This window comes from Saccharopolyspora sp. NPDC000359, assembly GCF_040300525.1.
Taxonomy (GTDB): Bacteria; Actinomycetota; Actinomycetes; order Mycobacteriales; family Pseudonocardiaceae; genus Saccharopolyspora.
The window spans coordinates 1-23,956 of sequence record NZ_JBEPDU010000046.1 but is presented as its reverse complement, the minus strand read 5'-3'; the positions used below and the strand labels follow the sequence as shown (position 1 = coordinate 23,956).

General features: G+C 72.0%; 18 protein-coding genes and 1 pseudogene. 11 read left to right on the top strand and 8 right to left on the bottom strand.

The features are described from left to right. The first annotated feature begins 45 nt into the window (after positions 1–45). Both ABT324_RS25685 and ABT324_RS25680 read left to right on the top strand, forming a co-directional pair. Positions 46–707, top strand: a pseudogene (locus ABT324_RS25685) (copper homeostasis protein CutC). Positions 708–875: 168 nt separating this feature from the next. Next, complete coding sequence (locus tag ABT324_RS25680; RefSeq protein WP_351182649.1) at positions 876–2,885, top strand: glycoside hydrolase family 84 protein; 2,010 nt, start codon at positions 876–878, stop codon at positions 2,883–2,885. Between the two features lie 7 nt (positions 2,886–2,892). On the opposite strand, the gene ABT324_RS25675 is transcribed toward ABT324_RS25680, so the two are convergent. From ABT324_RS25675 to ABT324_RS25665, 3 genes are all read right to left on the bottom strand, one after another. After that, positions 2,893–3,123, bottom strand: coding sequence for a PspC domain-containing protein (locus ABT324_RS25675; protein WP_351182647.1), 231 nt, complete (start codon positions 3,121–3,123; stop codon positions 2,893–2,895). A gap of 83 nt (positions 3,124–3,206) precedes the next feature. Continuing rightward, the gene (locus ABT324_RS25670) at positions 3,207–3,764 is read right to left on the bottom strand and encodes a suppressor of fused domain protein (RefSeq protein ID WP_351182645.1); all 558 of its coding nucleotides are present in this window, start codon (positions 3,762–3,764) and stop codon (positions 3,207–3,209) included. A 27-nt stretch (positions 3,765–3,791) separates the two neighbouring features. Then, positions 3,792–4,283 carry an SRPBCC family protein gene (locus tag ABT324_RS25665; RefSeq protein ID WP_351182643.1) on the bottom strand — a complete coding sequence of 164 codons (492 nt, stop codon included), beginning with the start codon at positions 4,281–4,283 and terminating at the stop codon, positions 3,792–3,794. 66 nt (positions 4,284–4,349) lie between these two features. Here ABT324_RS25665 and ABT324_RS25660 point away from each other — a divergent pair, with 66 nt between their 5' ends. The 4 genes from ABT324_RS25660 to ABT324_RS25645 all read left to right on the top strand — a co-directional run bounded on the left by ABT324_RS25660 (position 4,350) and on the right by ABT324_RS25645 (position 8,365). Beyond that, entirely contained in the window at positions 4,350–4,928 is a 579-nt protein-coding gene (locus tag ABT324_RS25660) for a TetR family transcriptional regulator (protein ID WP_351182641.1), read from the top strand. A gap of 44 nt (positions 4,929–4,972) precedes the next feature. Then, positions 4,973–5,866, top strand: a complete 894-nt coding sequence (locus tag ABT324_RS25655; protein ID WP_351182639.1) for an AAA family ATPase — start codon at positions 4,973–4,975, stop codon at positions 5,864–5,866. 18 nt (positions 5,867–5,884) lie between these two features. After that, positions 5,885–7,015, top strand: a complete 1,131-nt coding sequence (locus ABT324_RS25650) for a vWA domain-containing protein (protein WP_351182637.1) — start codon at positions 5,885–5,887, stop codon at positions 7,013–7,015. A 234-nt stretch (positions 7,016–7,249) separates the two neighbouring features. Beyond that, positions 7,250–8,365 carry an XdhC family protein gene (locus ABT324_RS25645; RefSeq protein ID WP_351182635.1) on the top strand — a complete coding sequence of 372 codons (1,116 nt, stop codon included), beginning with the start codon at positions 7,250–7,252 and terminating at the stop codon, positions 8,363–8,365. A 3-nt stretch (positions 8,366–8,368) separates the two neighbouring features. Here ABT324_RS25645 and ABT324_RS25640 read toward each other — a convergent pair whose 3' ends face one another. Further along, positions 8,369–9,250 carry a transglutaminase-like domain-containing protein gene (locus ABT324_RS25640; RefSeq protein ID WP_351182633.1) on the bottom strand — a complete coding sequence of 294 codons (882 nt, stop codon included), beginning with the start codon at positions 9,248–9,250 and terminating at the stop codon, positions 8,369–8,371. 224 nt (positions 9,251–9,474) lie between these two features. On the opposite strand from ABT324_RS25640, the gene ABT324_RS25635 reads away from it, so the two are divergent. From ABT324_RS25635 to ABT324_RS25615, 5 genes are all read left to right on the top strand, one after another. Continuing rightward, entirely contained in the window at positions 9,475–10,041 is a 567-nt protein-coding gene (locus ABT324_RS25635) for a (2Fe-2S)-binding protein (RefSeq protein WP_351182631.1), read from the top strand. Further along, positions 10,038–12,470, top strand: a complete 2,433-nt coding sequence (locus ABT324_RS25630; protein ID WP_351182629.1) for a xanthine dehydrogenase family protein molybdopterin-binding subunit — start codon at positions 10,038–10,040, stop codon at positions 12,468–12,470. Before ABT324_RS25635 ends, ABT324_RS25630 begins: the two co-directional genes overlap by 4 nt. Then, the gene (locus tag ABT324_RS25625; RefSeq protein ID WP_351182627.1) at positions 12,467–13,321 is read left to right on the top strand and encodes an FAD binding domain-containing protein; all 855 of its coding nucleotides are present in this window, start codon (positions 12,467–12,469) and stop codon (positions 13,319–13,321) included. The genes ABT324_RS25630 and ABT324_RS25625 overlap by 4 nt, the downstream gene beginning before the upstream one ends. A gap of 755 nt (positions 13,322–14,076) precedes the next feature. Next, a complete protein-coding gene (locus tag ABT324_RS25620) occupies positions 14,077–14,895 on the top strand; it encodes an SRPBCC family protein (RefSeq protein WP_351182625.1) in 819 nt (272 codons plus the stop codon). A 707-nt stretch (positions 14,896–15,602) separates the two neighbouring features. Next, complete coding sequence (locus ABT324_RS25615) at positions 15,603–16,088, top strand: hypothetical protein (RefSeq protein ID WP_351182623.1); 486 nt, start codon at positions 15,603–15,605, stop codon at positions 16,086–16,088. A gap of 4 nt (positions 16,089–16,092) precedes the next feature. Here ABT324_RS25615 and ABT324_RS25610 read toward each other — a convergent pair whose 3' ends face one another. From ABT324_RS25610 to ABT324_RS25595, 4 genes are all read right to left on the bottom strand, one after another. Then, complete coding sequence (locus tag ABT324_RS25610; RefSeq protein WP_351182621.1) at positions 16,093–17,079, bottom strand: o-succinylbenzoate synthase; 987 nt, start codon at positions 17,077–17,079, stop codon at positions 16,093–16,095. Between the two features lie 43 nt (positions 17,080–17,122). Next, positions 17,123–17,716 carry a suppressor of fused domain protein gene (locus tag ABT324_RS25605; RefSeq protein ID WP_351182619.1) on the bottom strand — a complete coding sequence of 198 codons (594 nt, stop codon included), beginning with the start codon at positions 17,714–17,716 and terminating at the stop codon, positions 17,123–17,125. Between the two features lie 214 nt (positions 17,717–17,930). Then, on the bottom strand, positions 17,931–19,592 hold the full coding sequence (locus ABT324_RS25600) for a DNA repair helicase XPB (protein WP_351182617.1): 1,662 nt from the start codon (positions 19,590–19,592) through the stop codon (positions 17,931–17,933). A gap of 168 nt (positions 19,593–19,760) precedes the next feature. Continuing rightward, positions 19,761–23,924 carry an RHS repeat-associated core domain-containing protein gene (locus tag ABT324_RS25595; protein WP_351182615.1) on the bottom strand — a complete coding sequence of 1,388 codons (4,164 nt, stop codon included), beginning with the start codon at positions 23,922–23,924 and terminating at the stop codon, positions 19,761–19,763. Positions 23,925–23,956 lie beyond the last annotated feature (32 nt).

Sequence of the window (23,956 nt, the reverse complement as noted above, 5' to 3'; positions counted from 1 at the left end):
CCTGAGCCCTGCGCGGGCTCCAGGAGCTGCGGTTACGGTGCCAGGATGGGTGGGTTGCTGGAAGTCATCGCGCTGGACGCCGCCGATGCCGAGGCTGCGCAGGCGGGCGGCGCTGACCGGGTCGAGCTCTGCCGGGACCTGGCGGCCGACGGCCTGACGCCGGAGCTGGCGACGGTGCGCAGCGTGCTGGCCGCCACCGACCTCCCGGTGCGCGTGATGGTGCGGAGGGGGCCGGGTTCGCGGCCGAGGTGGACGTGCTGCGGCGACGGGTCGGTGAGCTCCTCGACGTCGGTGCGCGGCAGTTCGTGCTCGGGTTCCTCGACGCGCACGGGCAGGTCGACGTGGGTGCCACCCGCGCGGTGGTCGCCGAGCTGGCCGGGTGCCCGTGGACCTTCCACCGCGCGGTGGACCATGCCGAGCAGCTCCGGATGGCCTGGAACCAGGCGGTGTCGCTCGGGCCGGACACCGTGCTGACCGCGGGCAGCCCGGACGGGGTCGACGAGGGCCTCGCCCACCTGCGCGAACTCGCCGCGGCCCAGGACGTCGACGGGGTGGAGCTGCTCGTCGGCGGCGGCCTGCGCCAGGAGCACGTGCCGGACCTGCGGGCGGCGGGCGTGGGCGCGTTCCACATCGGCAGCGGTGCCCGGGCGTCGACCTCGGTGGCCGCCGACCGCGTCCGCTCGTGGCGCGCGCTCCTCGATTCCTGACCAGCACCGGGGGGCCGGACATGCCGGGGCGTGTCGGGACGGGGGCAGAAGTTCCGGGTCAGGGGCGGGTCCGCGCGCGGCCGGGTGGGGTGGGCCCGTGCCTGCCAGCGGTCGAGCCCCGGATGTGCTCTCCTTGATCTCGTCCGATGTCCAGGCGAGGTGGGGGTCATGTTCGGTCGAGATGCCCGGCGGCGGTCTGCTGTGGTCGCGACGGTGTTGTGCGCCGCGCTGGCGGGGTGCACCAACGCCCCGCAGCAGCAGGAGCAGACCGCGCCAGGACCCGCGCAGTCGCTGCCCGGGACGGGTCTGCCGCAGGTGACACCGCAGCCGCAGCAGGTGCGGCGGCTCGGCGACGACATCGCGGTGCAGGGCAAGGCCGAAGTGGTCGTCGACCAGCTGGTCGACCAGCCGACCCGCGACCTGGCCGCGCAGGTGCTGCGGATGGCCGGGGCCAGCGACGTCGTGGTGCGCGAGCAGGGGCAGCCGCCCGCTGGCGGTGCCGCGCTGCGCATCGAGATCGGTACGCACGGCTCGCCAGCCATCGCGCAGGGCGTGCGGGGCTTCGACTTCTCCGCGCCCGCGAAGCTGCCGCCGGAGGGGTACGTGCTGGCCGGGCGCGGCGGCACGGACCCGGCCGTGGTCATCGGTGCCTCCGACCCGGCGGGCGCGTACTACGGCGTGCAGACGCTGCGCCAGCTCGCCTCGCCCGGACGCATCGCCGGGGTCGGCGTCGTCGACCACCCGGACATGCCACTGCGCGGTGGTGTCGAGGGCTTCTACGGTCCACCGTGGACGCACCAGCAGCGCATGGACCAGCTCGCCTTCTACGGCGACGTCAAGCTCAACACCTACATCTACGCGCCCAAGGACGACCCGTACCACCGGGAGAAGTGGCGCGAGCCGTACCCGCCGGAGGAGTTCGCCTCCGTGCAGGAGCTGATCGGGCAGGCCGCCGCGCACCACGTGAAGTTCACCTTCGCGCTCTCGCCCGGCACCTCGATCTGCTACAGCGACGAGGCGGACTTCCGCGCCCTGCTGGCCAAGTTGCAGGCGGTCTACGACTCGGGTGTGCGCGACTTCTCCATCCCGCTGGACGACATCTCCTACACCCGCTGGAACTGCCCGGGTGACCAGGCGAAGTACGGCAGCCCCTCGCAGGGCGCGGCGGGCCGGGCGCAGGCGGAGCTGCTCAACCGCGTGCAGCGCGAGTTCGTCGACACCCACCCCGGGGTGGCGCCGCTGCAGTTCGTGCCGACCGAGTACTCCGACGTGGAGGACTCGCCGTACAAGACCGAGATCCGGTCGACGTTGGACCCGCGGGTGCTGACGATGTGGACCGGGGACGGCGTGATCCCACGCCAGATCACGGTGTCCGACGCCCAGCAGGCCGAGGAGGTCTGGGGGCGCAAGCTCTTCCTGTGGGACAACTACCCGGTCAACGACTTCGACGGGTCGGTCGGCCGGGTGCTGCTCGGCCCCTACGCGAAGCGGGAGCGCGGGCTCGACGAGCAGCTCACCGGTGCCGTGGTGAACCCGATGAACCTGGCCGCGGCCAGCAAGGTGGTGACGGTCGGCGCGGCCGACTTCTACTGGAACACAGCCGATTTCGACGAGCAGCGGGCCTGGCGCGGGGCGGCGGACCACCTGGCCGGTCGGCGCGCGGCGGGTGATGCACCCGGGCTGGTCGCTGACCAGGAGACCGCCGACGCGCTGCTGGTGTTCTTCGACCTGAACACCATGGGGCCGCTGCCCAGCGGACGACCATGGTTGCCGCAGGCCCCGGAGCTGACCCGGCGCATCGAGGCGTTCCGGGCGGCGTGGGGGAGTGGCGACCGCGAGGAAGCGGTGCAGGAGCTGCGCGAGTACGCGCAGGCGATCGCGGACGCGCCGCGGCGCATCAAGGAGGGGGCACCGCCGGACTTCGCCTCCGACGTCGAACCCTGGTTGAGCGCGGCCGGGCTCTGGGGGCAGGCGTTGCTCGCCTCGCTCGACGGGTTGGAGTCGCGGGTGGACGGGGACGAGGCTGCCGCGTCCGGGCACTTCGACCAGGCCCGGCAGTTCGCCTCGCGCGCCGAGCAGATCCGGACGGTGCCGGGCAAGGTCCGCCCGCAGGGGCCGGTCCGGGTGGGCGACGGCGTGGTGGACGTCTTCGTCGAGCAGGCACCCGGGCTCCGCTGACCTGGGGTCACTCCTCCGGGACGACCAGCCAGCAGGCCAGGTACAGCAGGAAGCCGGAGCCGAAGCCGAACAGGGTCAGGGCGATCAGCCCCACCCGGACCAGGGTGGGGTCCAGGCCGAGCGCCTCGGCGGCTCCGCCGCACAGCCCGGCGATCATCCGCTCGTCCCGGCTGCGGCGGAACTTCCGGCTTGAGGTCTCGGTGTTCGCGGCGGTGGAGGTGGGGATCTCGTCGGTCATACCTGGATCCTGCGGCCCAGGTGGCCGCGGCGCGTCCGGGAACAACCCCGAGCGTCCCCTGAGACTGCCCTGAGAACCGCTGGTCAGGTGCTGCAGGGGCGGTGGATGTCCAGAAGGTTCGCCGAGGTCTCCTCCCAGCGGTCGTAGAGGGCGTCCCGGCCGTAGCGGGCGACCAGCTGGGCCTCGCCCCGGGTGATCGGGACGAGCGTGATGAGCTGCAGGACCGGTTCACCGCTGTCGTCGAGCAGGACGTCGAACTCGTCGCCCAGGTAGGGGTGCGGTGCGGCCAGGGCCCCGGCGATCTCGGTGTCCGGCAGCAGCACGCGGTCGTTCATGATCAGCGCGCCGTAGCCGACCCGGCTGTTGGACTCGGTCAGCAGCTCGGCGACCACCCCGGTCAGGTGCTTGGCGTGCAGCTCCTGGTCGGCCTGCAGCGTGCACAGCAGCTCCTGCGGCAGCGGCGCCCCCGCGGTCCGGTCGCGCAGGCCGCTGGTCAGCACGGTGACGTGCGCGCCGTCCGGATGGTCGCAGTAGACCAGGTGGTAGCCGCGGTCGCGGCCACCGGCGATCCGGCCGTCGGCGCCGCGGACCCGGCCGACGTGCCGCTCGATGTGCGCGGGGAACCCGCTGAACCGACCCATGCGCCTCCTCCCGAAGCCGCTGGGATCCTATCGGCCCCGCGCCGACACCAGTCCGCGCAGCAGCCGCACCCACCAGGACCAGCGGGCGGGTTCGCGCACCGCGCCGGTGGTGGCGAGCTCGGCGCGGTCGAGGCTGTCCTCCAGCGCCGCGTCGTGCAGCGGGCGCCACAGCAGTGGCCAGGTGATCCGGGCTGGTCCGCGGGCGTGGATGGACAGCAGGTGGTGCAGCGAGGTGCGGTCGCCGTCGCGCTGCACGGCGTACTCGTGGAACCCGTCGAAGCCGCGCGGGGCGGTGAAGCGGAACCGGATCCAGCGGCCGGGGGAGTACCCGGTGATCCGGTAGCGCACCGGGCCGTGCCCGCCTTCGGCGCCGACGCCCAGCGGGCGGTCGAAGCGCATCGGGAACCACTCCTGGCCCGGCCACAGCTGGTCCTGCGGCCCGGCCAGCGAATCGATCAGCGCACCAGCGGTGTCCTCGTCCACCGGCAGGTGCCGGACGTGCACGTTGCGGACGGCCATCGGAGCCTCCCCCACGAGTTTTAGGTGGTTCTCTCCAAAACTGTATTGGAGTTTATCCTCCAATACATGGGCAGGCCCCCTCGGCACGACGCCGACCGACTCCTCGACGCTGCCGTCGCCCTGGCCGCGGAAGCTGGGCCGCGTGGCGTGACCATGGCCGCGGTCGCCCGCGCCGCAGGCGCGCCGAGCGGCTCGGTCTACCACCGGTTCCCCGACCGGCCCGCACTGCTGTCGGCCCTGTGGTTGCGGGCCGTCACCCGGTTCCAGGCGGGCTTCTTCGCCGCGGTCGAGGCGCCACCGCTGGACGCCGCGGTCGCGGCCGCGCGGCACGTGGTGGAGTGGTGCCGGGAGAACCCGGCGGAGGCGGCCGTGCTGCTGGCCGGACCCGGCGCCTACGGCTTGGCGGAGTGGCCCGGCGAGGCGCGCGAACGCCTGGCGGAGGCGAACGCGCAGGTGGACGAGGCCCTCACGCGCTTGGCGCAGCGTCTCGGCCGGTCCGGTGCGGCTGGCCGGTCCCGGGTGGTGCTGGCCGTGGTCGACCTGCCCCACGCGGTCGTCCGGCGGCACCTCGGGCGCGGCAGTCCGATCCCGGACTTGGAGGTTGGCACAGTCACCGGCGCGGTCCGGGAGCTGCTGGCCGGATGATCTGATGATCGCCTTCCCGGCGGTTGTTCGCTTACGCTCGCGGTATGGCGGTGGATGACGCGTTCGACCTGAAGTCCCCGGCCGCGGTCGCCGAAGCGCTGGACGGCACCGGGTACCTGCCCGACGACGGCATCGCGACGGCCGCGTTCCTGGCAATGCGGATGCGGCGCCCGCTGCTGTGCGAGGGCGAGCCGGGCACCGGCAAGACCGCGTTGGCGCAGGCTCTGGCCACCGCGCTCGGCGTGGACCTGATCCGGTTGCAGTGCCACGAGGGCATCGACGCGGCGCAGGCGCTCTACGACTGGGACTTCCCGCGCCAGCTGCTGCACCTGCGCACCCTCGAGGCCGCCGCCGGGGGCGAGCTGGACGCCGAAGCCGCCGAATCCTCCCTCTACACCCGCAGGTTCCTGCTCGCCCGGCCACTGCTGCGGGCGCTGCAGGAGGCACCGTGCGTGCTGCTGGTCGACGAGATCGACCGCGCCGACGACGAGTTCGAGGCCTTCCTGCTGGAGGTGCTCTCGGAATACGCGGTCACCATCCCGGAGTTCGGAGTGGTGTCGGCGGTGGAGCCGCCGATCGTCGTCCTCACCTCCAACCGGACCCGCGAGGTGCACGACGCGCTGAAGCGCCGCTGCCTGTACCACTGGTTGGAGCACCCGGACCTGGATCGCGAGGTGGCGATCCTGCGGCGGCGGCTGCCGGGACTGGACGAGCGGCTGGCCGAGCAGGTGGCCGCGACCGTGCAGCGGATGCGGCAGATGGAGCTGCTGAAACCGCCGGGCGTGGCTGAGGCGCTGGACTGGGCGCAGGCCCTGCAGGCGCTCGAGCAGGACCACTTGGACACCGAGGTGGCCGCGACGACGTTGGGTGCGGTGCTGAAGTACCGCGAGGACGCCGAGCGCGTCCGCGCTGCGGGCGTGCTGACCGCCGAGCGCTGAGGCCCGGGAGGGGGCGGAATGCACACCGTGACCGGACTGGTCGGGTTCGCCCGCGCCCTGCGGCACTCCGGCATGGCCTGCGGGCCGACGCGCGTGCAGGCCTTCCTCGCCGCGGTGGAGCAGGTCGGGTTCGACCGCGACGCGATCTACTGGGCGGGCCGCCTGACGCTGTGCTCCGACCCGGACGACCTGCCGCGCTACGACGTGGCCTTCGAGTCCTGGTTCGGTGCTGCGGAGACGTCCGCCGAGCCGGTGGGACACCCGCTGCCGCGGCCCTCGCAGATCGCGGCGCTGACCGCGGCCGACGCCAGTGGTGACGAGGGCGAAGCGGACCGGCCGCTGGCCGCCGCGGCCAGCGACGCCGAGGTGCTGCGCCGCCGCGACCTCTCCGAACTCGGCGTCCCGGAGCGCGAGCACCTGCGACGGATGCTCGCGGTGCTGCGTCCCGAACCGCCCACGCGCCCGGCGCTGCGCCGCCGCCGCGACAAGCGCGGTGCGCTGAGCTCGCGCGCCACCCTGCGCGAGATGCTGCGCTCCGGCGGCGAGCCGGTCCGGCTGCGGCGGCAGCGGCGTTCCCGCCGACCGCGACGGGTCGTGCTACTGGTCGACGTCTCGGGCTCGATGAGCCCGTACGCGGACGCGCTGCTGCGGTTCGCCCACGTCGTGGTGCGCCGTTCGCCCGCCAGCACCGAGGTCTTCACGCTCGGCACCCGGATGACGCGGGTGAGCAGGCAGCTGCGGCAGCGGGACCCGGAGGCCGCGCTGCTGGCCGCGTCCCGCGCGGTGCCGGACTTCTCCGGCGGCACCCGGCTCGGTGAGACGCTCCGGGTCTTCCTGGACCGGTGGGGGCAGCGGGGCATCGCCCGCGGTTCGGTGGTCGTGCTGTTCTCCGACGGCTGGGAGCGCGGCGACGCCACCGAGCTCGCCGACCAGATGCGGCGGCTGCGCCGACTGGCCCGCGCGGTGATCTGGGCGAACCCGCACGCTGGGCACGACGGGTACCTACCGGTGCAGTCCGGGATTGTCGCGGCCATGCCGCACGTTGACCGGATGGTGGCCGGGCACAGCTTGCGCTCCCTGGAGGACGTCTGGTCCTGGGTCCGCAGGCTGTCCCACCCCGCCGTGGGAGGCGCGAAGTGCCAGGACTAGCAATGAGCCCCACAACCGGGACCGGCGTCGCGCCGGCAGTTCCGGGGTCCTCGTGCGTGACTTCCCCTGAAACCAGCTGCTTGATTTCCATGGAGATCGGACGCTTGGCCGACAGGGGGCTCGTGGGTCCTGCGGCGATGAACAGGACCGGGCCGGGCGCCGAGGCCCGTTCCGGGCGAGGACTCCGCGCCGGTGGTGCCCGGTCGGGCGGTGCGGTGAGAGCGGAGGTGCGCAGTGCGTGACGTGCTGGACGAGTTGACCAAGCGCTGGGAGTCGGGCGAGTCGATCGGCCTGGGCACGGTGGTCGCCACGTTCCGATCGGCCCCGCGCCCGCCGGGCGCCTCGATGCTGGTGACCAGCGACGGCGAAGCTTTCGGCAGCGTCTCCGGCGGCTGCGTCGAGGGCGCGGTCTACGACGAGGCGACCGCGGTGCTCGACGGCTCAGAACCGGTCCTGCGCCGCTACGGCGTCAGCGACGACGACGCCTTCGCGGTCGGCCTGACCTGCGGCGGGATCCTGGACGTCTTCGTGGAGCGGGTCGACCGCGAGACCTTCCCCGAGCTGGACGAGGTCGCCGCGTCGGTGCGCGCCGAGGAGCCGGTCGCGGTGGTCACCGTCGTGGAGCACCCCGACGCGGCGAAGGTCGGCAAGCACCTGCTGGTCTGGCGTGACCGCAGCAGCGGCGGCCTGGGCTCGGCGCGGATCGACGACGCGGTCCTCGACGACGCGCGCGGCATGCTGGCCAGCGGCCGCAGCGGGGTCATCGAGTACGGCCCGGAGGGGCAGCGCCGCGGCGAGGGGCTGCGGGTGTTCGTGAACTCCTTCGAGCCGCCGCCGCGGATGCTGGTGTTCGGCGCGATCGACTTCGCCGCCGCGATGGCCCGGATGGGCGCCTTCCTCGGCTACCGCGTGACGGTGTGCGACGCGCGGCCGGTGTTCGCCACGCACAGCCGGTTCCCCGGCGTCGACGACGTCGTCGTGGACTGGCCGCACCGCTACCTCGCCGCGGAGGCCGCAGCTGGCCGGGTCGACGAGCGCACCGCGGTCATGGTGCTCACCCACGACCCGAAGTTCGACGTGCCGGTGCTGGAGGAGGCACTGCGCCTGGACCTCGGCTACGTCGGCGCGATGGGCTCCCGCCGCACCCACGAGGACCGCCTCCGCAGGCTCCGCGAGCAGGGCTTGGGCGAGGAGGAGCTGGCCAAGCTGTCCTCCCCGATCGGCCTCGACCTGGGCGCCCGCACCCCGGAGGAGACGGCGGTGTCCATCGCGGCGGAGCTGATCTCCCTCCGCTGGGGTGGCCGCGGGGTGCGCCTGACCGACCTCGAAGGCCCGATCCACCACTCCTGACGCTCAGGTGAGCTCGACGAGCGCGTCCACGCCGGAAGGGGACTGGCAGTGGACGCGCTCGCCCGGGTGCAGCCTCGGGTCGGCCGAGTAGCGGTCGGCCAGCTCGCGCTCGGCGGCCTCGTCCCCGCCGTCGGCGGCGAGCAGCAGGGCGGCGATCTCGTCGACCAGGTCCACGTCGACGGCGGAGTCGGTGGTCACCAGCGCGCCCCAGAAGTCCCAGAGCAGCAGTTCGTCGCGGCGGCGGTGCGCCAGTTCGCGCAGCACGTAATTGGCCGCGAACCAGTGGCCGCGCATCGGGTGGTCGGGGCCGACGCCGAAGCGGTCCACGTCGACCTCGCCGCGCCTGTGGGCGGTCCACACCTGCGCCGCGGTGGCGAACGGTGCCGACGCCAGGTCGGCGTCGCGCGGGATGTCGCAGGTGTTGAACGGGTGGTCCGCCTGGTCGAGCTGCGCGTCGGCGAGGACCCAGCGCTGCCCGTCCCAGAACTCGGCGATCACGTGGTCGGCGTGGAAGCCCTCGTGGAAGTAGGCGGCGAAGCCGACGCGGCTGCGCGCCGGGATCCCGTGCTGGCGCAGCGCCGCGACGGTCAGCAGCGTGGCGTCCCGGCAGCACCCGACCAACCGCTGCTCCAGCGGGCGCGGTGCGGTCAGGGGCACCGGGAACCGGCGCTGGTCGGTGGCGAGCAGGCGTTCGGTCCAGCGCGAGTCGACCTCGGCCAGCCGCTCACCGGTGAAGGCGATGCCAGCGCCCCGGTAGTGCACGACGAGTCCGCCCGTCACGGCCGCCAGCTGCCGGATGTCGGTGGGCAGCGCGTCGAGCAGTGGCGCGTACCGCCCCGGATCGGTGTACCGGGAGTGGTGGGCGCATTCCTGCGGTGTCGTCATCGCTGCGGACCTTAGGGCGGATTGCTCCGCTGCTCCAACGAATTTTCCCGCGCCCCGCGCTGGCCGCTACGGAACGCGATCAAGCGGCCAGCCTTTTGCGCGCTTGCCCGGGTCCGCATGGCGTAGCAGGCTCTAGCGATGTGACGCCCGTCACCCAGGCGGAGTAGTCCGTGTTCCCGACCGTCCGCGCACCGCGGGCCAGTCCCTCCTAGGAGGCCGCCCAAATGCCGCGCATCACCATCAACGTCGATGGCACCCAGTACACCGATGAGGTCGAGCCGCGCACGCTGCTCGTCCAGCACCTCCGCGAACGACTAGGCAAGGTGGGCACCGTCGTCGGTTGCGACACCAGCAACTGCGGGGCGTGCACCGTCCACCTGGACGGCCACAGCGTGAAGTCGTGCTCGGTGCTGGCAGTGCAGGCCGACGGCCACGACGTGACCACCATCGAAGGACTAGCCCAGGACGGCAAGCTGCACCCCCTGCAGCAGGCCTTCCACGACCACCACGCCCTGCAGTGCGGGTTCTGCACCCCAGGGATGATCATGCAGGCGCTCGACCTGCTCGCCGAGGTGCGCGACCCCGACGACCAGCAGATCCGGGAGGGCATGGAGGGCAACCTCTGCCGCTGCACCGGGTACCAGAACATCGTCCGCGCGGTCTCCGACGCCGCGCAGCGGATGCGCCCCGGCGCCGGACCCGAGGTGGAGCACACCGAGGACACCCCCGTGCCGCGAACACCCGCCGACGAGCAGGCCCAGCCGAAGGTGACGGGAGGACGGCAGTCATGACCTCAGTCGCGGAACCCGAACTGGGGCGCGCCCGCAAGCGCAAGGAGGACGCGCGGCTGATCACCGGCCGCACCCGCTGGACGGACAACATCACCCCCACCGGCACCCTGCACCTGGCGGTCCTGCGCAGCCCCGTCGCGCACGCCCGGATCAGGTCGGTCGACACCGACGCCGCGCGGCGGATGCCCGGCGTGGCAGCGGTGTTCACCGGTCGGGACCTCGCCGACGAGCAGGGCAGCCTGCCGTGCGCGTGGCCCGTCACCGAGGACATGAAGGCCCCGGCAGCACCGCCGCTGGCGGTCGACGAGGTTCGCTTCGCCGGTGAGGCGGTCGCGGTCGTCGCGGCCCGCAGCGCGGCCGAGGCGCGCGACGCTCTGGACACCATCGACGTCGACTACGACGACCTGCCGGTGGTGCTGGACATGGAAGCGGCGCTGCAGGCCGGTTCCCCGCTGGTGCACGAGGACCTGGGCACCAACCGCAACGCCACCTGGACCTTCGACTCGGCGGCCGCGGGCACCGGCGGCGACGTCGAGGACGCCCTGCGCGGCGCCGAGGTGCGCGTCGAGCGGACCTTCCGGCAGCAGCGGCTGATCCCGGCGTTCATGGAGCCCCGCTCGGTGGTCGTCGACCCGACCGGCGAGCAGATCACCATGTGGTCGGCCACCCAGGTGCCGCACATCCTGCGGCTGATGCTGGCCATGTCGCTGGGCGTGCCGGAGCACAAGATCCGGGTCATCGCCCCCGACGTGGGCGGTGGGTTCGGTGGCAAGCTGCAGGTGACGCCGGAGGAGTTCATCGCCTTCGTGCTGGCCCGCAAGCTCGGGAAACCGGTGAAGTGGACCGAAACCCGCTCCGAGGCCATGGTGTCCGCGCACCACGGCCGCGACCAGGTCCAGAAGCTGTCGATGGCCGCCGACCGGGACGGCCGGATCACCGGGCTGAAGGTCGAGCTGCTCGCCGACATGGGCGCCTACCTGCGGCTGGTCACGCCGGGCGTGCCGATCCTGGGCGCGTTCATGTACAACGCGATCTACAAGATCCCCGCCTACCACTTCAGCTGCACCAACGTGTTCACCAACAAGACGCCCACCGACGCCTACCGCGGTGCCGGGCGGCCGGAGGCGACCTTCGCCATCGAGCGGATGATGGACGAGCTCGCCGCCGAACTGGGCATGGACCCGATGGAGGTGCGGCGCAGGAACTGGATCGCGCACGACGAGTTCCCCTACGACACGGTCGCCGGGCTGACCTACGACTCCGGCAACTACGAGGCCGCCACCGACAAGGCGGTGGAGCTGTTCGGCTACGACGCGCTGCGCGCCGAGCAGGAGGAGCGGCGGCGCCGCGGGGACCCGGTGCAGCTGGGCATCGGCATCTCGACGTTCACCGAGATGTGCGGGCTGGCCCCGTCGCGGGTGCTGGGCTCGCTGTCCTACGGCGCGGGCGGTTGGGAGCACGCCGCGATCCGCGTGCTGCCGACCGGGAAGGTCGAGGTCGTCACCGGCACCTCGCCGCACGGACAGGGGCACGAGACGGCGTGGAGCCAGATCGTCGCCGACCGGCTCGGAGTGGCGTTCGAGGACGTCGAAGTGCTGCACGGCGACACGCAGGTCTCGCCGAAGGGCCTGGACACCTACGGTTCGCGGTCGCTGGCCGTCGGCGGCATGGCGGTGGTGCAGGCGGCCGACAAGGTCGTGGAGAAGGCCAAGAAGATCGCCGCGCACATGCTGGAGTGCAGCGAGGACGACGTGGAGTTCACCGCCGGGCGCTTCGGCGTCCGCGGCACCGACCGGGGCACCGCGCTCGGCGAGGTCGCGCTGGCCGCCTTCGCCGCGCACGACCTGCCCGACGGGGTGGAACCGAACCTGGACGCCGAGGCCACCTTCGACCCGGAGAACTTCTCCTTCCCGCACGGCACGCACCTGTGCGCGACCGAGGTCGACACCGAGACCGGGCAGGTGAAGATCCGCGAGTACGTCTGCGTGGACGACATCGGTGCGGTGATCAACCCGCTGATCGTCGAGGGCCAGGTGCACGGCGGACTGGCCCAGGGCATCGCGCAGGCGCTGTTCGAGGAGGCCGTGCACGACGAGACCGGCACCCTGACCACCGCAACGCTGGCCGACTACCTGGTGCCCTCGGCGGCCGACCTGCCGGAGTTCACCACCGACCGCACCGAGACCCGCGCGACGTCGAACGCGCTGGGCGTCAAGGGCGTCGGGGAGGCGGGCACCATCGCCTCCACCCCGGCGGTGGTCAACGCGGTGGTCGACGCGCTGCGGCCGATGGGCGTCTCGGACGTGGAGATGCCGTGCTCGCCGCAGCGGGTGTGGCGGGCCATCACCGGCGCGCGCGCCAGCGGTGCCACCGCGCCGGAAGCCGGTGGCGGACTCGGTTCGATGAACCCCCAGGGAGGTGTCCGGTGATCCCCGCCCAGTTCGAGTACCTCGCACCCTCCACAGTGGAGGAGGCGGTGACCGCGCTGGCCGAGTGCGGCGACGAGGCCAAGGTGCTGGCCGGCGGGCAGAGCCTGCTGCCGGTGCTGCGGATGCGGCTGGCCGACCCGCAGCTGCTGGTCGACCTGAACCGCGTCGAGGAGTTGCGCGGCGTCCGCGAGGACGGTGACGCGTTGGTGATCGGTGCGATGACGACCCACCACGACGTGCTGCGCGACCCGCTGGTCCAGCAGCACGCCGAGCTGATCGCGCTGGCCACCCGCACGGTCGCCGACCCCCAGGTGCGCCACCGCGGCACCTTCGGCGGATCGCTGGCGCACGCCGACCCGGCGGGCGACCTGCCCGCCCCGGCCCTGGCGCTGGACGCGGAAATGGTGCTGGTCGGGCCGTCCGGGCGGCGCGTGGTGCCCGCGGCGGAGTTCTTCGTCGACTACTTCACCACCGCGCTGGAACCGGCAGAACTGCTGGTCGAGGTGCGGATGCCGAAGTGGACGGGCTGGCGGGCGCACTACGAGAAGTTCAACCGGGTCGCGCAGGCGTGGTCCATCGTCGGGGTGGCGGCGGCGGTGCGCGTCACCGACGGCCAGATCGCCGAGGCCCGCATCGCCCTGACCAACATGGGCCCAACCCCGATCCGAGCGAGGGGAGTCGAACAGGCCCTGGTCGGCCAACCCCCCACGGCAGAAGCGGTCCGAGCAGCGGCCCGCCACGCAGCGGAGGGAACGAGCCCCACGGCCGACGCCAGCGCCGACGTCGACTACCGCTCCCACCTCGCGGAAGTCCTCACCGGCAGAGCGGTCCTCGCGGCCACCGGACCCTGACCCCAGGCTGGCCGCGAGCCCACCCAGCCCCCACCCCCCGCCCGGCGGGGGGTGGGCGGCGGGGAGCGCAACTCCCATGGAAATCGCACGTCCGACTGCCACGGAACTTGCGCAGTCACCCCGGCGGCCTGTCCACATCCTCCGGCGTGTCGGGTGCACGACACACCGGTGCATACAGTTTCAATTGAAACTGTGATCGGTCGGGGGTGGCGCCGTCGGCGTGTCGGGCCCCCGACATGCCGGAAGCCCGCCGTTTCAATTGAAACTGCGCCCGTTTGTCACTCGTCCGACGGCCCTTCGTCGCTCTTTCGAGTCCGGGGTGAAGGGTTCGTTCACTGGCTCAGTCGTCGAAGGATGCTCCGCGCTCACGTCCGCGATCGGCGTTGGGGGTGGTGGGAGCGGCTTCGGCGCTTGCCTGGCGGGTACAGTTTCAGTTGAAACTGTGGATCGTCTGGCGACTTGCTCGTCGGGGTCCCGGTGGGATCACCTCGGTGGAAGTGGGACGTCTGATTCACATGGGAGGTGCGGAGTTCTCCACGCCTCGCGCGGCTTGTCCACATCCTCCGGCGTGTCGGGTGCACGACACACCGGTGTGTACAGTTTCAATTGAAACTGTGGTGTGCCGGGGGTTGGGTGTTGGTGATCCGAATGGGGTAGTCGTTGGTCGCTGGGGCTGGGAAGCTGGGGGTGACGCCTCAGCAGGAGGACGGCCCGTGCCGCCGGGCCACGTTCGGTTCGAACCAGGAGGACACCCCGTGCAGATGCAGCACCAGTTCAGCGTTCCGGTGCCGGTCGAGGTGGCCTGGCAGGCGCTGCTCGACCCGGAGCGGGTCGCACCGTGCATGCCCGGCGCCACGCTCACCAAGGCCGAGGGCAACGAGTTCTCCGGATCGGTGAAGGTCAAGCTCGGGCCGGTGACGCTGCTCTACAAGGGGACCGGCACCTTCAAGGAGGTCGACGAGGACGCCCGCCGCGTGGTCATCGACGCCAGCGGCAAGGACTCCCGCGGCAGCGGTACCGCCGCGGCGTCGGTGACCGCGGTGCTCACCCCCGAGGGCGACACCACCTCGGTCACCGTGGACACCGACCTGAAGGTCACCGGCAAGCCCGCGCAGCTGGGCCGGGGGCTGATCTCCGAGGTCGGCGGCAAGATCCTGAACCAGTTCGCGGCCAACCTCGCCAAGCAGCTCACCGAGGAGGGCGCCCCGGCGGCAGCCGAGGCGAAGCCGTCCGCCGGCGAAGCCGCGGCGGCGAAGCCCGCCGAAGCCGAAGCGGCGAAGCCCGCGGCGGCGAAGGCCGGAGGCTCGGCGAGCGCCGGAGGCGCGCAGCCGGCGAGCTGGCGGGTGACCCCGGCGGGGAGCCAGGGCGGCGGGCTCGCGAGCACGGCGACGGAGGAGCCGTCGCGGCGCGCGGACTCGGTCGTCACGGGCGGGGCGGTGCCGTCGGACGAGGCGATCGACCTCCTCGGCACGGCTGGAGCCCCGGTCCTCAAGCGCTTCGCTCCGGTGGCGGCTGCGGTGGTGGGCCTTGTCTTGGTCGTCCGCCTCATCCGGCGTCGGCGCCGCCGCGCCTGACATGCCACCAGGGAGGAGCGCGATTTCGCGGGGGCCGACCACGAAACTTGGAGTTGGTCGCGTCCTCGTGAGGTCGCGCTCCGTCCTCCACGGGACGTTCAGAGCAACCTGCTCCGTTCCGCAACCTCGACTTTGATTCAAGGTCAAGGGCCTTGGTTACCTGGGAGCATTCCGCTTCAAGCGGCCCTGGGGGTGTTTGGTCGAGCCTGGCGGGCCTGGCCGCGAGCGCGGACCTCGGGCCGCTCGGCGGGGATCGGCCGTGGTGGTTCCACGCTTGGAGATCACCGTGTGGGCGGAGGCCGACGCCAGTAACGCATCCCGAGGCTGAGCCGCTCCCGTCGTGGGGCACGACCTGGTGCGGCGTCGTCCGCGTTCATCGGCTGATTGCAGTTGAGACCACGGAGGTCACTCGCAGTTTCGATTGGAACTGTGGTCCATCGGAGTGTCGGGTGCTCTCGCCCCTCCGCTCGTGGTCGTGAGTGCGTAACAGTGTTCGAACACTGTTACGCACTCACGACCCGACACGCCGGAGCGGTGTGGGCAGGTCCTCCGGGGTGTGGACAACTCCGCCACCTCCATCGGAATCGCGTTGTTCCGTCGGAGGTCGGCGACGGGCCTGGGTTCCAGTGCAAGGGACCACGGTTGTTGCTGGGGGGGGGGCGTCGGACGGTGGTTGCGGTCGTCGGAACCCCGTCGGACAGAGGGGCATGCGAGCACGGGGAATGACCTACGACACCGGATTCGTCAGGTGCGGCCGGATGTCCCGCGAGCACTTCGACCCCGCCGTGGTCCGGCGCGAGCTGGCCAACATCCGCGACGACGTGTACTGCAACGCCGTCCAGATCATCGGCGGCGACCCGGACCGGTTGGAGGTGGCCGCCGAGCTCGGCCTCGAGGTGTGGTTCTCCGTGCGGCTCACCGGCAGCTACGAGCGGGACGAGGCTGGTCAGGCCGCCTACCTGGACGAACTGCTGGAGATCTTCGAGACCGAAAGCGTGGGCAGCGCGTTCGTGTGCCTGTTCGCCCTGCCCGACTACCCGCACCGCCCGGGCGGTGCCCCCAGGGACGACCTGGACCGGGCCAGCCTGAGCATCGTCGAGGTCCTCGAAGGACGCCGGGGGCAGACCTACCCCGACAGGGCGTGGGAACCCAAGGCGGCCTTCGCGGCGGTGGCGAGCGGTACCGGAGGATGAGGGGCTAGGCCCGGCGGAGGGTGTCGACGCGGCCGAGGCGTTCGAGCCAGCGGTGTTGGACGTCTGCGGTGGGCGTGGCCGCTGCGACCAGGGCCGGGTCGGGTTCCGGTGGGCGGCGCAGCACCGGGAGGTGGCCGTCCACCGGGAGCAGGGAGTCCGCGACGACGTCGCCGTCCAGCAGGGCCATCGTGCCCAGGCCGCAGGCGAAGGGGAGTTCCGGCAGCGCTCCGGCCAGGGCCAGCTGCGCGGCGAGGCCGATGCTCGTCTCCACCGCCGACGACACCACGCACGGCAGTCCGCAAGCTTCGGCGACGCGCAGTGCTTGGCGCACCCCGCCCAGCGGTGTCGCCTTGATGATCGCCACGTCCGCCGCCTCGGCCACCGCGACGCGCAGCGGGTCCTCGGCGCGGCGGATGCTCTCGTCCGCGGCGATGCGCACGTCGACCTGGCGCCGCACGGCGGCGAGCTCCTCCACCGCGGGGCAGGGCTGCTCGGCGTACTCCAGACCACCGGCGGCGCGGTCCAGCTCGCGGATCCGGGCGACCGCCGTGTCGACGTCCCAGGCAGCGTTGGCGTCCACGCGGATCGCACCGTCCGGGCCCAGCGCGTCGCGCACGGCGGCCACCCGCTCGACGTCGTCACCGGCCGCCTGACCGGGCTCGGCGACCTTGACCTTCGCCGTGCGGCACCCGGACGCCGCGGCGATCGCGTGCGCCTTGTCCGCCGGGACCGCCGGGACCGTGCAGTTCACCGGGATGCTGGTGCGCACCGGCTCCGGCCACGCCTCGGTGCAGGCTTCCAGCGCGGCGGTCAGCCACGGCACCGCCTGCGCGTCGCCGTAGTCCTCGAACGGGCAGAACTCGCCCCACCCGGCCGGCCCGCTGAGCAGCACCCCGCGCCGGACCGTCACCCCGCGGAACTTGTTGCGCATCGGCAGCGCGTACACCCGCACCGCGTCCAGTTCCGCCAGGTCGATCGTCGCAGGGGCCATGTCTCCGATCCTGTCACCCCGCCGCCACCGCGGCGTGCCAAGGTCAGGCGACGCTGGGGCGGCCGAGGTCGAAGACGTCGACCTCGAAGCGGGCCCACTGCTGGCGCAGTGCCGTCACCCCGTTGTCGAGGATGTAGTTCAGCTCGCCGAGGGTCACCGGGAGCAGGGTGAAGACCTGGAGCTGCTCGATGCCGTCCGGGTCGGTGAACCGGGTGAACTCCGGCGGGAACAGCGGGTGGCCGCTGGCCAGCACGCCGTGGAACTCGGTGCCCGGCAGCAGCGGTTCCTCGTTCGGGACGATCTGGTCGGGGACCAGGTGGGTGCGCTGCTGGACCAGCACCTCGGCGGTGAGGTCGACCAGGTGGCGGGCCGCCTCGGCCTGCTCCTTGTAGACCGAGCAGGCCAGCTCCTGGGCGGGCTCGGCGCCCAGCGGCTGGAAGCGCAGGCCGCTGCTGATCACCGTGGTCAGGTGGTACTGCTCCAGGTGGAAGAAGACCAGGCCGTAGCCGCGGTTGGTGCCGTGCACGTTGGGGGGTTCGGCTGCGGTCGGAGCGCCGGCGTGGCGTTCGAGGTTCTCCGCGAGTCCGACGAACCGGTGCGCACCGCCCATGGCGGTGCGTTCCTGCTCGGTGGTCATCCGATCTCCAGTGTCCCTGCCTGTGCGGTGCGCGCGGCGCACCCGTCCCGCTTCCGGCGTTCGCCCGATCGGTGGTCACCCGGGGCTGCAGTTTCAATTGAAACTGCGCACCGCAGGACCGACGTGCCTGGTCAGCTCGTGTGCGTCCACCGCAACCGTAACGGCTGCCGGGCGCAGCGTGGACACATTTGGGTGACAGCTGACCGGTGTGTCGTCACCCAGCGTCCGGGATCGCGGGGCCGAGCAGGTCGTCGGCGTCCACGATGCGGTACGCGTAACCCTGCTCGGCGAGGAACCGCTGCCGGTGCGCCGCGTAGTCGGTGTCCAGCGTGTCCCGCGAGACCACCGAGTAGAAGTGCGCCTGCTTGCCGTCGGCCTTCGGCCGCAGCAGCCGACCGAGCCGCTGCGCCTCTTCCTGCCGTGACCCGAAGGTGCCGGAGACCTGCACCGCCACCGACGCCTCCGGCAGGTCGATGGAGAAGTTCGCGACCTTCGACACCACCAGCCGGTTGATCTCGCCGTTGCGGAAGGCGTCGAACAGCGCCTCGCGCTCCTTGTTCTTCGTCGAGCCCTCCACGATCGGCGCGTCCAGCGCCGCGCCGAGGTCGTGCAGCTGGTCCAGGTAGGCGCCGATGACCAGGGCCGGTTCGCCGGGGTGCTGGTCCAGGATGGCCTTGACCACCGGGGCCTTGGTGCGGGCGGTGGAGCACAGCTTGTAGCGCTCGTCGGCGTCGGCGGTGGCGTACTCCAGGCGCTCGTTGTCGGTCAGCGTCACTCGGACCTCGATGCAGTCGGCCGGGGCGATCCAGCCCTGCGACTCGATGTCCTTCCACGGCGCGTCGTAGCGCTTGGGGCCGATCAGCGAGAACACGTCGCCCTCGCGGCCGTCCTCGCGGACCAGCGTCGCGGTCAGCCCGAGCCGCCGTCGGGACTGTAGGTCGGCGGTCATCCGGAACACCGGGGCGGGCAGCAGGTGCACCTCGTCGTAGACCACCAGGCCCCAGTCGCGGGAGTCGAACAGTTCCAAGTGCTTGTACTCGCCCTTGGAGCGGCGGGTGATCACCTGGTAGGTGGCGATGGTGACCGGTCGGATCTCCTTCTTCTCGCCGGAGTACTCGCCGATCTCCTCCTCGGTGAGCGAGGTCCGCTCGATCAGCTCCCGCTTCCACTGCCGCCCGGCCACGGTGTTGGTGACCAGGATCAGCGTGGTGGCCTGCGCCTCGGCCATGGCCGCCGCACCGACCAGCGTCTTGCCCGCGCCGCAGGGCAGCACCACGACGCCGGACCCACCGGCCCAGAACGACTGGACGGCCTGCGCCTGGTAGTCGCGCAGCTGCCAGCCGTTCTGCTCCAGCTTGATCGGGTGCGCCTCGCCGTCGACGTACCCGGCCAGGTCCTCGGCGGGCCAGCTGACCTTGAGCAGCATCTGCTTGAGCCGCCCGCGCTCACTGGGGTGCACCACGACGGTGTCGTCGTCGATGCGCTGGCCCAGCATCGGGGCGATCTTCTTGTTCCGCAGGATCTCCTCGAGCACCGCGCGGTCCAGCGAGCTCAGCACCAGCCCGTGCGCCGGGTCGTTGACCAGCTGCAACCGCCCGAAGCGCCCCATCGTCTCGACGATGTCCACCAGCAGCGGCTGCGGCACCGGGTAGCGCGAGAAGCGCACCAGGCCGTCGACCACCTGCTCCGCGTCGTGCCCGGCGGCGCGCGCGTTCCACAGCGCCAGCGGCGTGATGCGGTAGGTGTGTACGTGCTCGGGCGCGCGCTCCAGCTCCGCGAAGGGGGCGATGGCGGTGCGCGCCTCGTCGGCGAGGGCGTGGTCGACTTCGAGCAGGAGCGTCTTGTCGGACTGGACGATCAGGGGTCCGTCGGTCACGGGTGCGCAGCTCCCTCGGGTCCGCAGGTGATCAGTGACCTCGCGGACACCTCCGCCGGGGGCGTGTCCGCTGGTCACACGACACCACGAGGGTACTTGTCGCAGGCGGCCGACGTCCCGCGCCGCCCGGCCCCGTCGCGCTGGGGCCGGGCGGCGCGGTACCGGGCGTCAGCGGCGGCCCTTGCCCTTGCCCGAGCCCGAGTCGTTGGGCATCTGCGGGTAGTAGGTGCCTTCGTCCTTCTTGCCCGCGCCGGGGTGGGCGATGTCGAGGTGGTCGCTGAGCTTGGCGTCCTTGACGATGACGTCCTTGACCTCGGAGGGGCCTGTGTTGTTGTCCTGGAAGATCTGGTGACCGCCGACGGACTTGGGGTTGTCCGCCGCGTTGTAGGCCTTGATCTGGTCCGGCGTCATCGTGTCCGGGTACACCGTGCTGGTCTTGACCGGCAGGTTGCCCTTCTTGTCCGCTTTGGCGTCGGTATTGGTGTAGTCGATCTTGTGCACGTCCGACCTGTCGCCGGTGATCTTCTTGATCTCGACGTTCTGCGGGACCTTCCCGTCGGTGTAGGCGTGGAACCCGGTCGGCTTCCCGTCCTTGTTGAGCTCGCCCTTGAAGATGTGGTTCACCTTCTGCTGGTTCATCTCCTCGAACTTCTTGGCGATGTTCGGGATGGCGTCGCGGGCCTTCTGCTCCTTCGACCTCGTGTCGACCGAGCCCTCACCGTTGCCGCCGTTGTTCCCCCCGTTCCCGCCGCACGGTCCCTTGCCGCCGCCTTTGCCACCGCCGCCCTTGCCACCGCCGCCGCCCTTGCCGCCACCGCCTTTGCCGCCGCCCTTCCCCATGAGCCCCAGCGGGTCGCTCCAGCCGCTCGGGTTGGGCACGTAGGCGCGGTGGTTCGGGCCCGCTTCCAGGCCGAGCGGGTCGGAGCTGATGTAGCGGGCGGTGAGCGGGTCGTAGTAGCGGAGGTAGTTGTAGTGCAGCCCGGTCTCGCCGTCGTAGTACTGGCCGGGGAACCGCAGCGGGGTGTCGGCGCCGGTGTGGGCGCGGTCGAGCGGGTTGCCCCAGGTGCTGGTGCGCTGGAACCAGGCGATCCCGCCCTGCTCGTCGACCAGTTCGGTCGGGGTGCCGACGAGGTCGGTGACGATCGCGTAGAACTGGTCGTCCACCCATTCCTGCGGTGCGCGGGAGATCCGCTCGCGCTGCGTCAGCGGGCGGAAGCCGTCCGGCCCGTGGTCCCACACCGTGACCCGTCCCGGGGCACCGGGCTCGAAGCGGGCCTGCTCGACCAGCGTGTCGCCGTCCCAGGTGAAGTCGACCTGCTCGGTGACGCTGCCGTCCGGGGCCAAGCGCTGCTTGGCGATGCGCCGCCCGAACACGTCGTAGCGGTAGCGCCAGTGCGCGCCGTCGGGCGTACGCACACCGACCAGTCGGTTGCCGGAATCCCAGGAGTAGTGCCAGGTCTCGGGCTTCTGCGAGAGGCGCTTGCGCTGCCGCAGCACCATGCGGCCCAGCGCGTCGTGCTCGTCGCGGACGCTGCCCGCACCGCGCGCCACGGTGCCGGTGTAGGCCCGGGGGCCGAGCGCGTCTTGGTCGCTGCTGGTCGGCCACGAAGCGCGGGTGACGTTGCCCGCGGCATCGTAGGCGTACTGCTCGGTCCAGCCGGGCCCCTGTACGGACAGCACCCGTCCGGCGTGGTCGAGGCCGAACGTCCGCGGCCCGGTGAGCTGGTCCCGGAGGCCAGTCAGCATTCCGTCGGCCCGGTAGGAGAAGGTCCGCTGCTGGCTCCGCCGTCCTGCGGCGTCGACGACGCTCTGCGTCTGCAGGAGCTCGTCGTGCGCCCACGTCTGGTCGATCGACATCCCCGCGCCCAGGCTGCGCCGGACCTCACGGCCGAGGGCGTCGTAGGTGAAGCGCAGAGTCCGTCCCGCCGCGTTCAGGGCGACCGGTCGGCTGTTCGCGTCGTACTCCCAGGAGCTCTCCGCCCCGGACGGCGTGCGCCGCAGGACCCGCCGGCCCAGCTCGTCGTAGACCGAGGTCACGGTGCGGCCGTTGACCGTTTCGGCGGTGACGCGGCCGAGCCGGTCGCGTTCGAACGACACCCGGCTGTCGTCGTCCACCGCTTCCACCAGGTGGCCCTGGGCGTCGTAGGTGAACCGCGCGACGGCGGAACCGGTGCGCCGCTCGACCAGCCGCCCCAGCTCGTCGTAGGCGAAGCGGGTCACCTCCCCGGCGGCGTCGATCCGCTCGACGAGCTGACCGGCCGCGTCGCGGACGTACCGGATCTCGTGCCCGTTGAAGTCGGTCTCCCGGACCAGGTTGCCCGCCGGGTCGTAGTCGTACGTCCAGACGAGCCCCTGCTCGTTGGTGACGCCGACCAGCCGCGTCTCGGAGTCGTAGGCGAACCGCAGCAGGCTGCCGTCGGGGCCGGTCTGGACCGTGACCAGGTCGAAGTTCGTAACCTCGGTGCGCGTGGTGGCCGCGAGCTCGTCGGTGTAGGTGCGCTCGTTGTCGCCGCCGTCGTAGGCCCACCGCTGCGTGGTGCCGTCCGCGTCGGTCTGCCAGATGACCTGCCCGGACACGGTGTAGCCGAACCGCTGCACGCCGCCCTGCGGGTCGGTGATCGCGGTGGCCCGGCCGAACTGGTCGCGGTCGAATTGGGTGACCGCGCCCGACGGGTCGGTGATGGCGGTGGGCAGGCCGCCGATCCCGCGCTCGATCCGGGTGGTGTTGCCCAGCGCGTCGGTGAAGGAGGCCAGGCCGCCCTGCTCGTCGTAGGTGTAGGTGGTGGTCGCCCCGGTGGGGTCGGTCTGCGCGACCAGGTTGCCCAGCTCGTCGTACTCGCACCGGGTGACCGAGCCGTCGGCTTCGGTGGCCGCGACCGGTAGCCCGAACTCGTTGTGCTCCCAGCGGAGTTCGCTGCCGTCGGGGCGGGTGAGGGCAACGAGGTTGCCCGCGTCGTACTCGTAGCGCGTCGTCCGGCCGAGCGGGTCGGTGCGGCGCAGCAGCCGGTCGTGGGCGTCCCACTCGGATTCGGTGGTGGCGCCGAGCGGGTCCACCTCCTTGACGACCTGGCCCGCCTCGTTGAGGTGGAACTCGGTGCGGTGGCCGAGGGAGTTGGTGTAGTAGGTGATCCCGGTGCCGTACTCCAGGGCTCCGCTGAGGAAGCCGCCGGACCCTGCGGTGCGCACGCAGCGACCGAGCTCGTCGTAGGTGTAGCGGTACCACTCGCCGTTGCGGTCGGTCCAGCTGGTGATGCGCCCGTCGGGGTCGTAGCTGAACCGCAGCGGCAGGCCGGAGGAGTTGATCAGCTCGGTCAGCGCGCCGTCGGTGTAGCCGTAGCGCATCAGCTCGACTTCGGTGCCGTTGGGCGCCACCGAGAACAGCGCGGTGACGCGGTCGTTCGCGGTCTCCACCCGGACCAGGTATCCGGTGCTGTGCCGGATCTCCACCGGGGCCCCGGTCTCGTCGTGGCGGAAGTCGATCCGGTTGCGGTTGCGGTCGAACATCGCGACCAGCGGACGGGTCCCGGCGCCGGGGGCGAAGTGCAGCACGCAGCCGCGCTCGTCGTCCTTGACCAGGTAGCCGCCGTCGTCCAGCCGCCCGAGAGCGCGCAGCGGGCCGTCGGTGCTGCGCACCCAGTCGTCCGAGGTCGGGTGCGGGAAGTGCTGGAGGGTGCCGTCGGCGGCGACGTAGCTGACCCCGCTTCCGTCCACCTCCAGCCGCTCGTCCAGTGTGGACACCCAGCTGGGGCCGAACCAGCGGCCGAGCCGGTAGCGGGAGAAGTGGGTGCGGGAGACCTCCAGCGGCAGCGCGTGCTCGAAGCGGATGTCGGTGGCGGAGAACATCATCTGGCCGGTGGCCACGTCGATCGGGTCGCCGACGCCGCGGCACTTGTCCGGCGAGCGGTTGTTGGACTTCTGGTCGCGGGCGCTCGTGGAGTTGGTCTGGGCGGGCGAGCGGTCCCGGTTCGGGGAGCGCGGGGGCGGTCCCGTCGGACCGCCGTCGCCGAGCGAGCGATCGGTGTTGCCCGGCCCGCCGCCGCTGCCGGACCGGTTGGGGGCCTCGCCCCCGCCGCCCTTGCCGTCCGTGCTCTGCGAGTGGGTGGACGCCGGGTCGTTGCCGCCGTCGCCCTTCGAGTTGTCGCCCCGCGGGCGGTCCGGCGTCGGGCTGTTCGGCTTCCCGCCGGGGCCGCCGTTGTCCTTCTTGATCTTGTCGAGGGCCCGCTTGGCGTCGCCGAAGCCGTCCTTGAGCTTCTTGACCAGCTTGCCCAGCGACTTCATCGCCTTGACCAACTTCGTGGTCACATCAGCGATCTTCGCGACCGTCTTGGTCACCGCCGTGACCACCTGCGGCACCACCCACGCCA

Excerpts from the sequence above, each read along its gene's own strand:
- ABT324_RS25655 (WP_351182639.1), top strand. The coding sequence starts at position 4,973 with ATGGCGGTGGATGACGCGTTCGACCTGAAGTCCCCGGCCGCGGTCGCC.
- ABT324_RS25665 (WP_351182643.1), bottom strand. The coding sequence starts at position 4,283 with ATGGCCGTCCGCAACGTGCACGTCCGGCACCTGCCGGTGGACGAGGAC.
- ABT324_RS25650 (WP_351182637.1), top strand. The coding sequence starts at position 5,885 with ATGCACACCGTGACCGGACTGGTCGGGTTCGCCCGCGCCCTGCGGCAC.
- ABT324_RS25660 (WP_351182641.1), top strand. The coding sequence starts at position 4,350 with ATGGGCAGGCCCCCTCGGCACGACGCCGACCGACTCCTCGACGCTGCC.
- ABT324_RS25675 (WP_351182647.1), bottom strand. The coding sequence starts at position 3,123 with ATGACCGACGAGATCCCCACCTCCACCGCCGCGAACACCGAGACCTCA.
- ABT324_RS25630 (WP_351182629.1), top strand. The coding sequence starts at position 10,038 with ATGACCTCAGTCGCGGAACCCGAACTGGGGCGCGCCCGCAAGCGCAAG.
- ABT324_RS25640 (WP_351182633.1), bottom strand. The coding sequence starts at position 9,250 with ATGACGACACCGCAGGAATGCGCCCACCACTCCCGGTACACCGATCCG.
- ABT324_RS25635 (WP_351182631.1), top strand. The coding sequence starts at position 9,475 with ATGCCGCGCATCACCATCAACGTCGATGGCACCCAGTACACCGATGAG.
- ABT324_RS25670 (WP_351182645.1), bottom strand. The coding sequence starts at position 3,764 with ATGGGTCGGTTCAGCGGGTTCCCCGCGCACATCGAGCGGCACGTCGGC.
- ABT324_RS25605 (WP_351182619.1), bottom strand. The coding sequence starts at position 17,716 with ATGACCACCGAGCAGGAACGCACCGCCATGGGCGGTGCGCACCGGTTC.
- ABT324_RS25610 (WP_351182621.1), bottom strand. The coding sequence starts at position 17,079 with ATGGCCCCTGCGACGATCGACCTGGCGGAACTGGACGCGGTGCGGGTG.
- ABT324_RS25680 (WP_351182649.1), top strand. The coding sequence starts at position 876 with ATGTTCGGTCGAGATGCCCGGCGGCGGTCTGCTGTGGTCGCGACGGTG.
- ABT324_RS25615 (WP_351182623.1), top strand. The coding sequence starts at position 15,603 with ATGCGAGCACGGGGAATGACCTACGACACCGGATTCGTCAGGTGCGGC.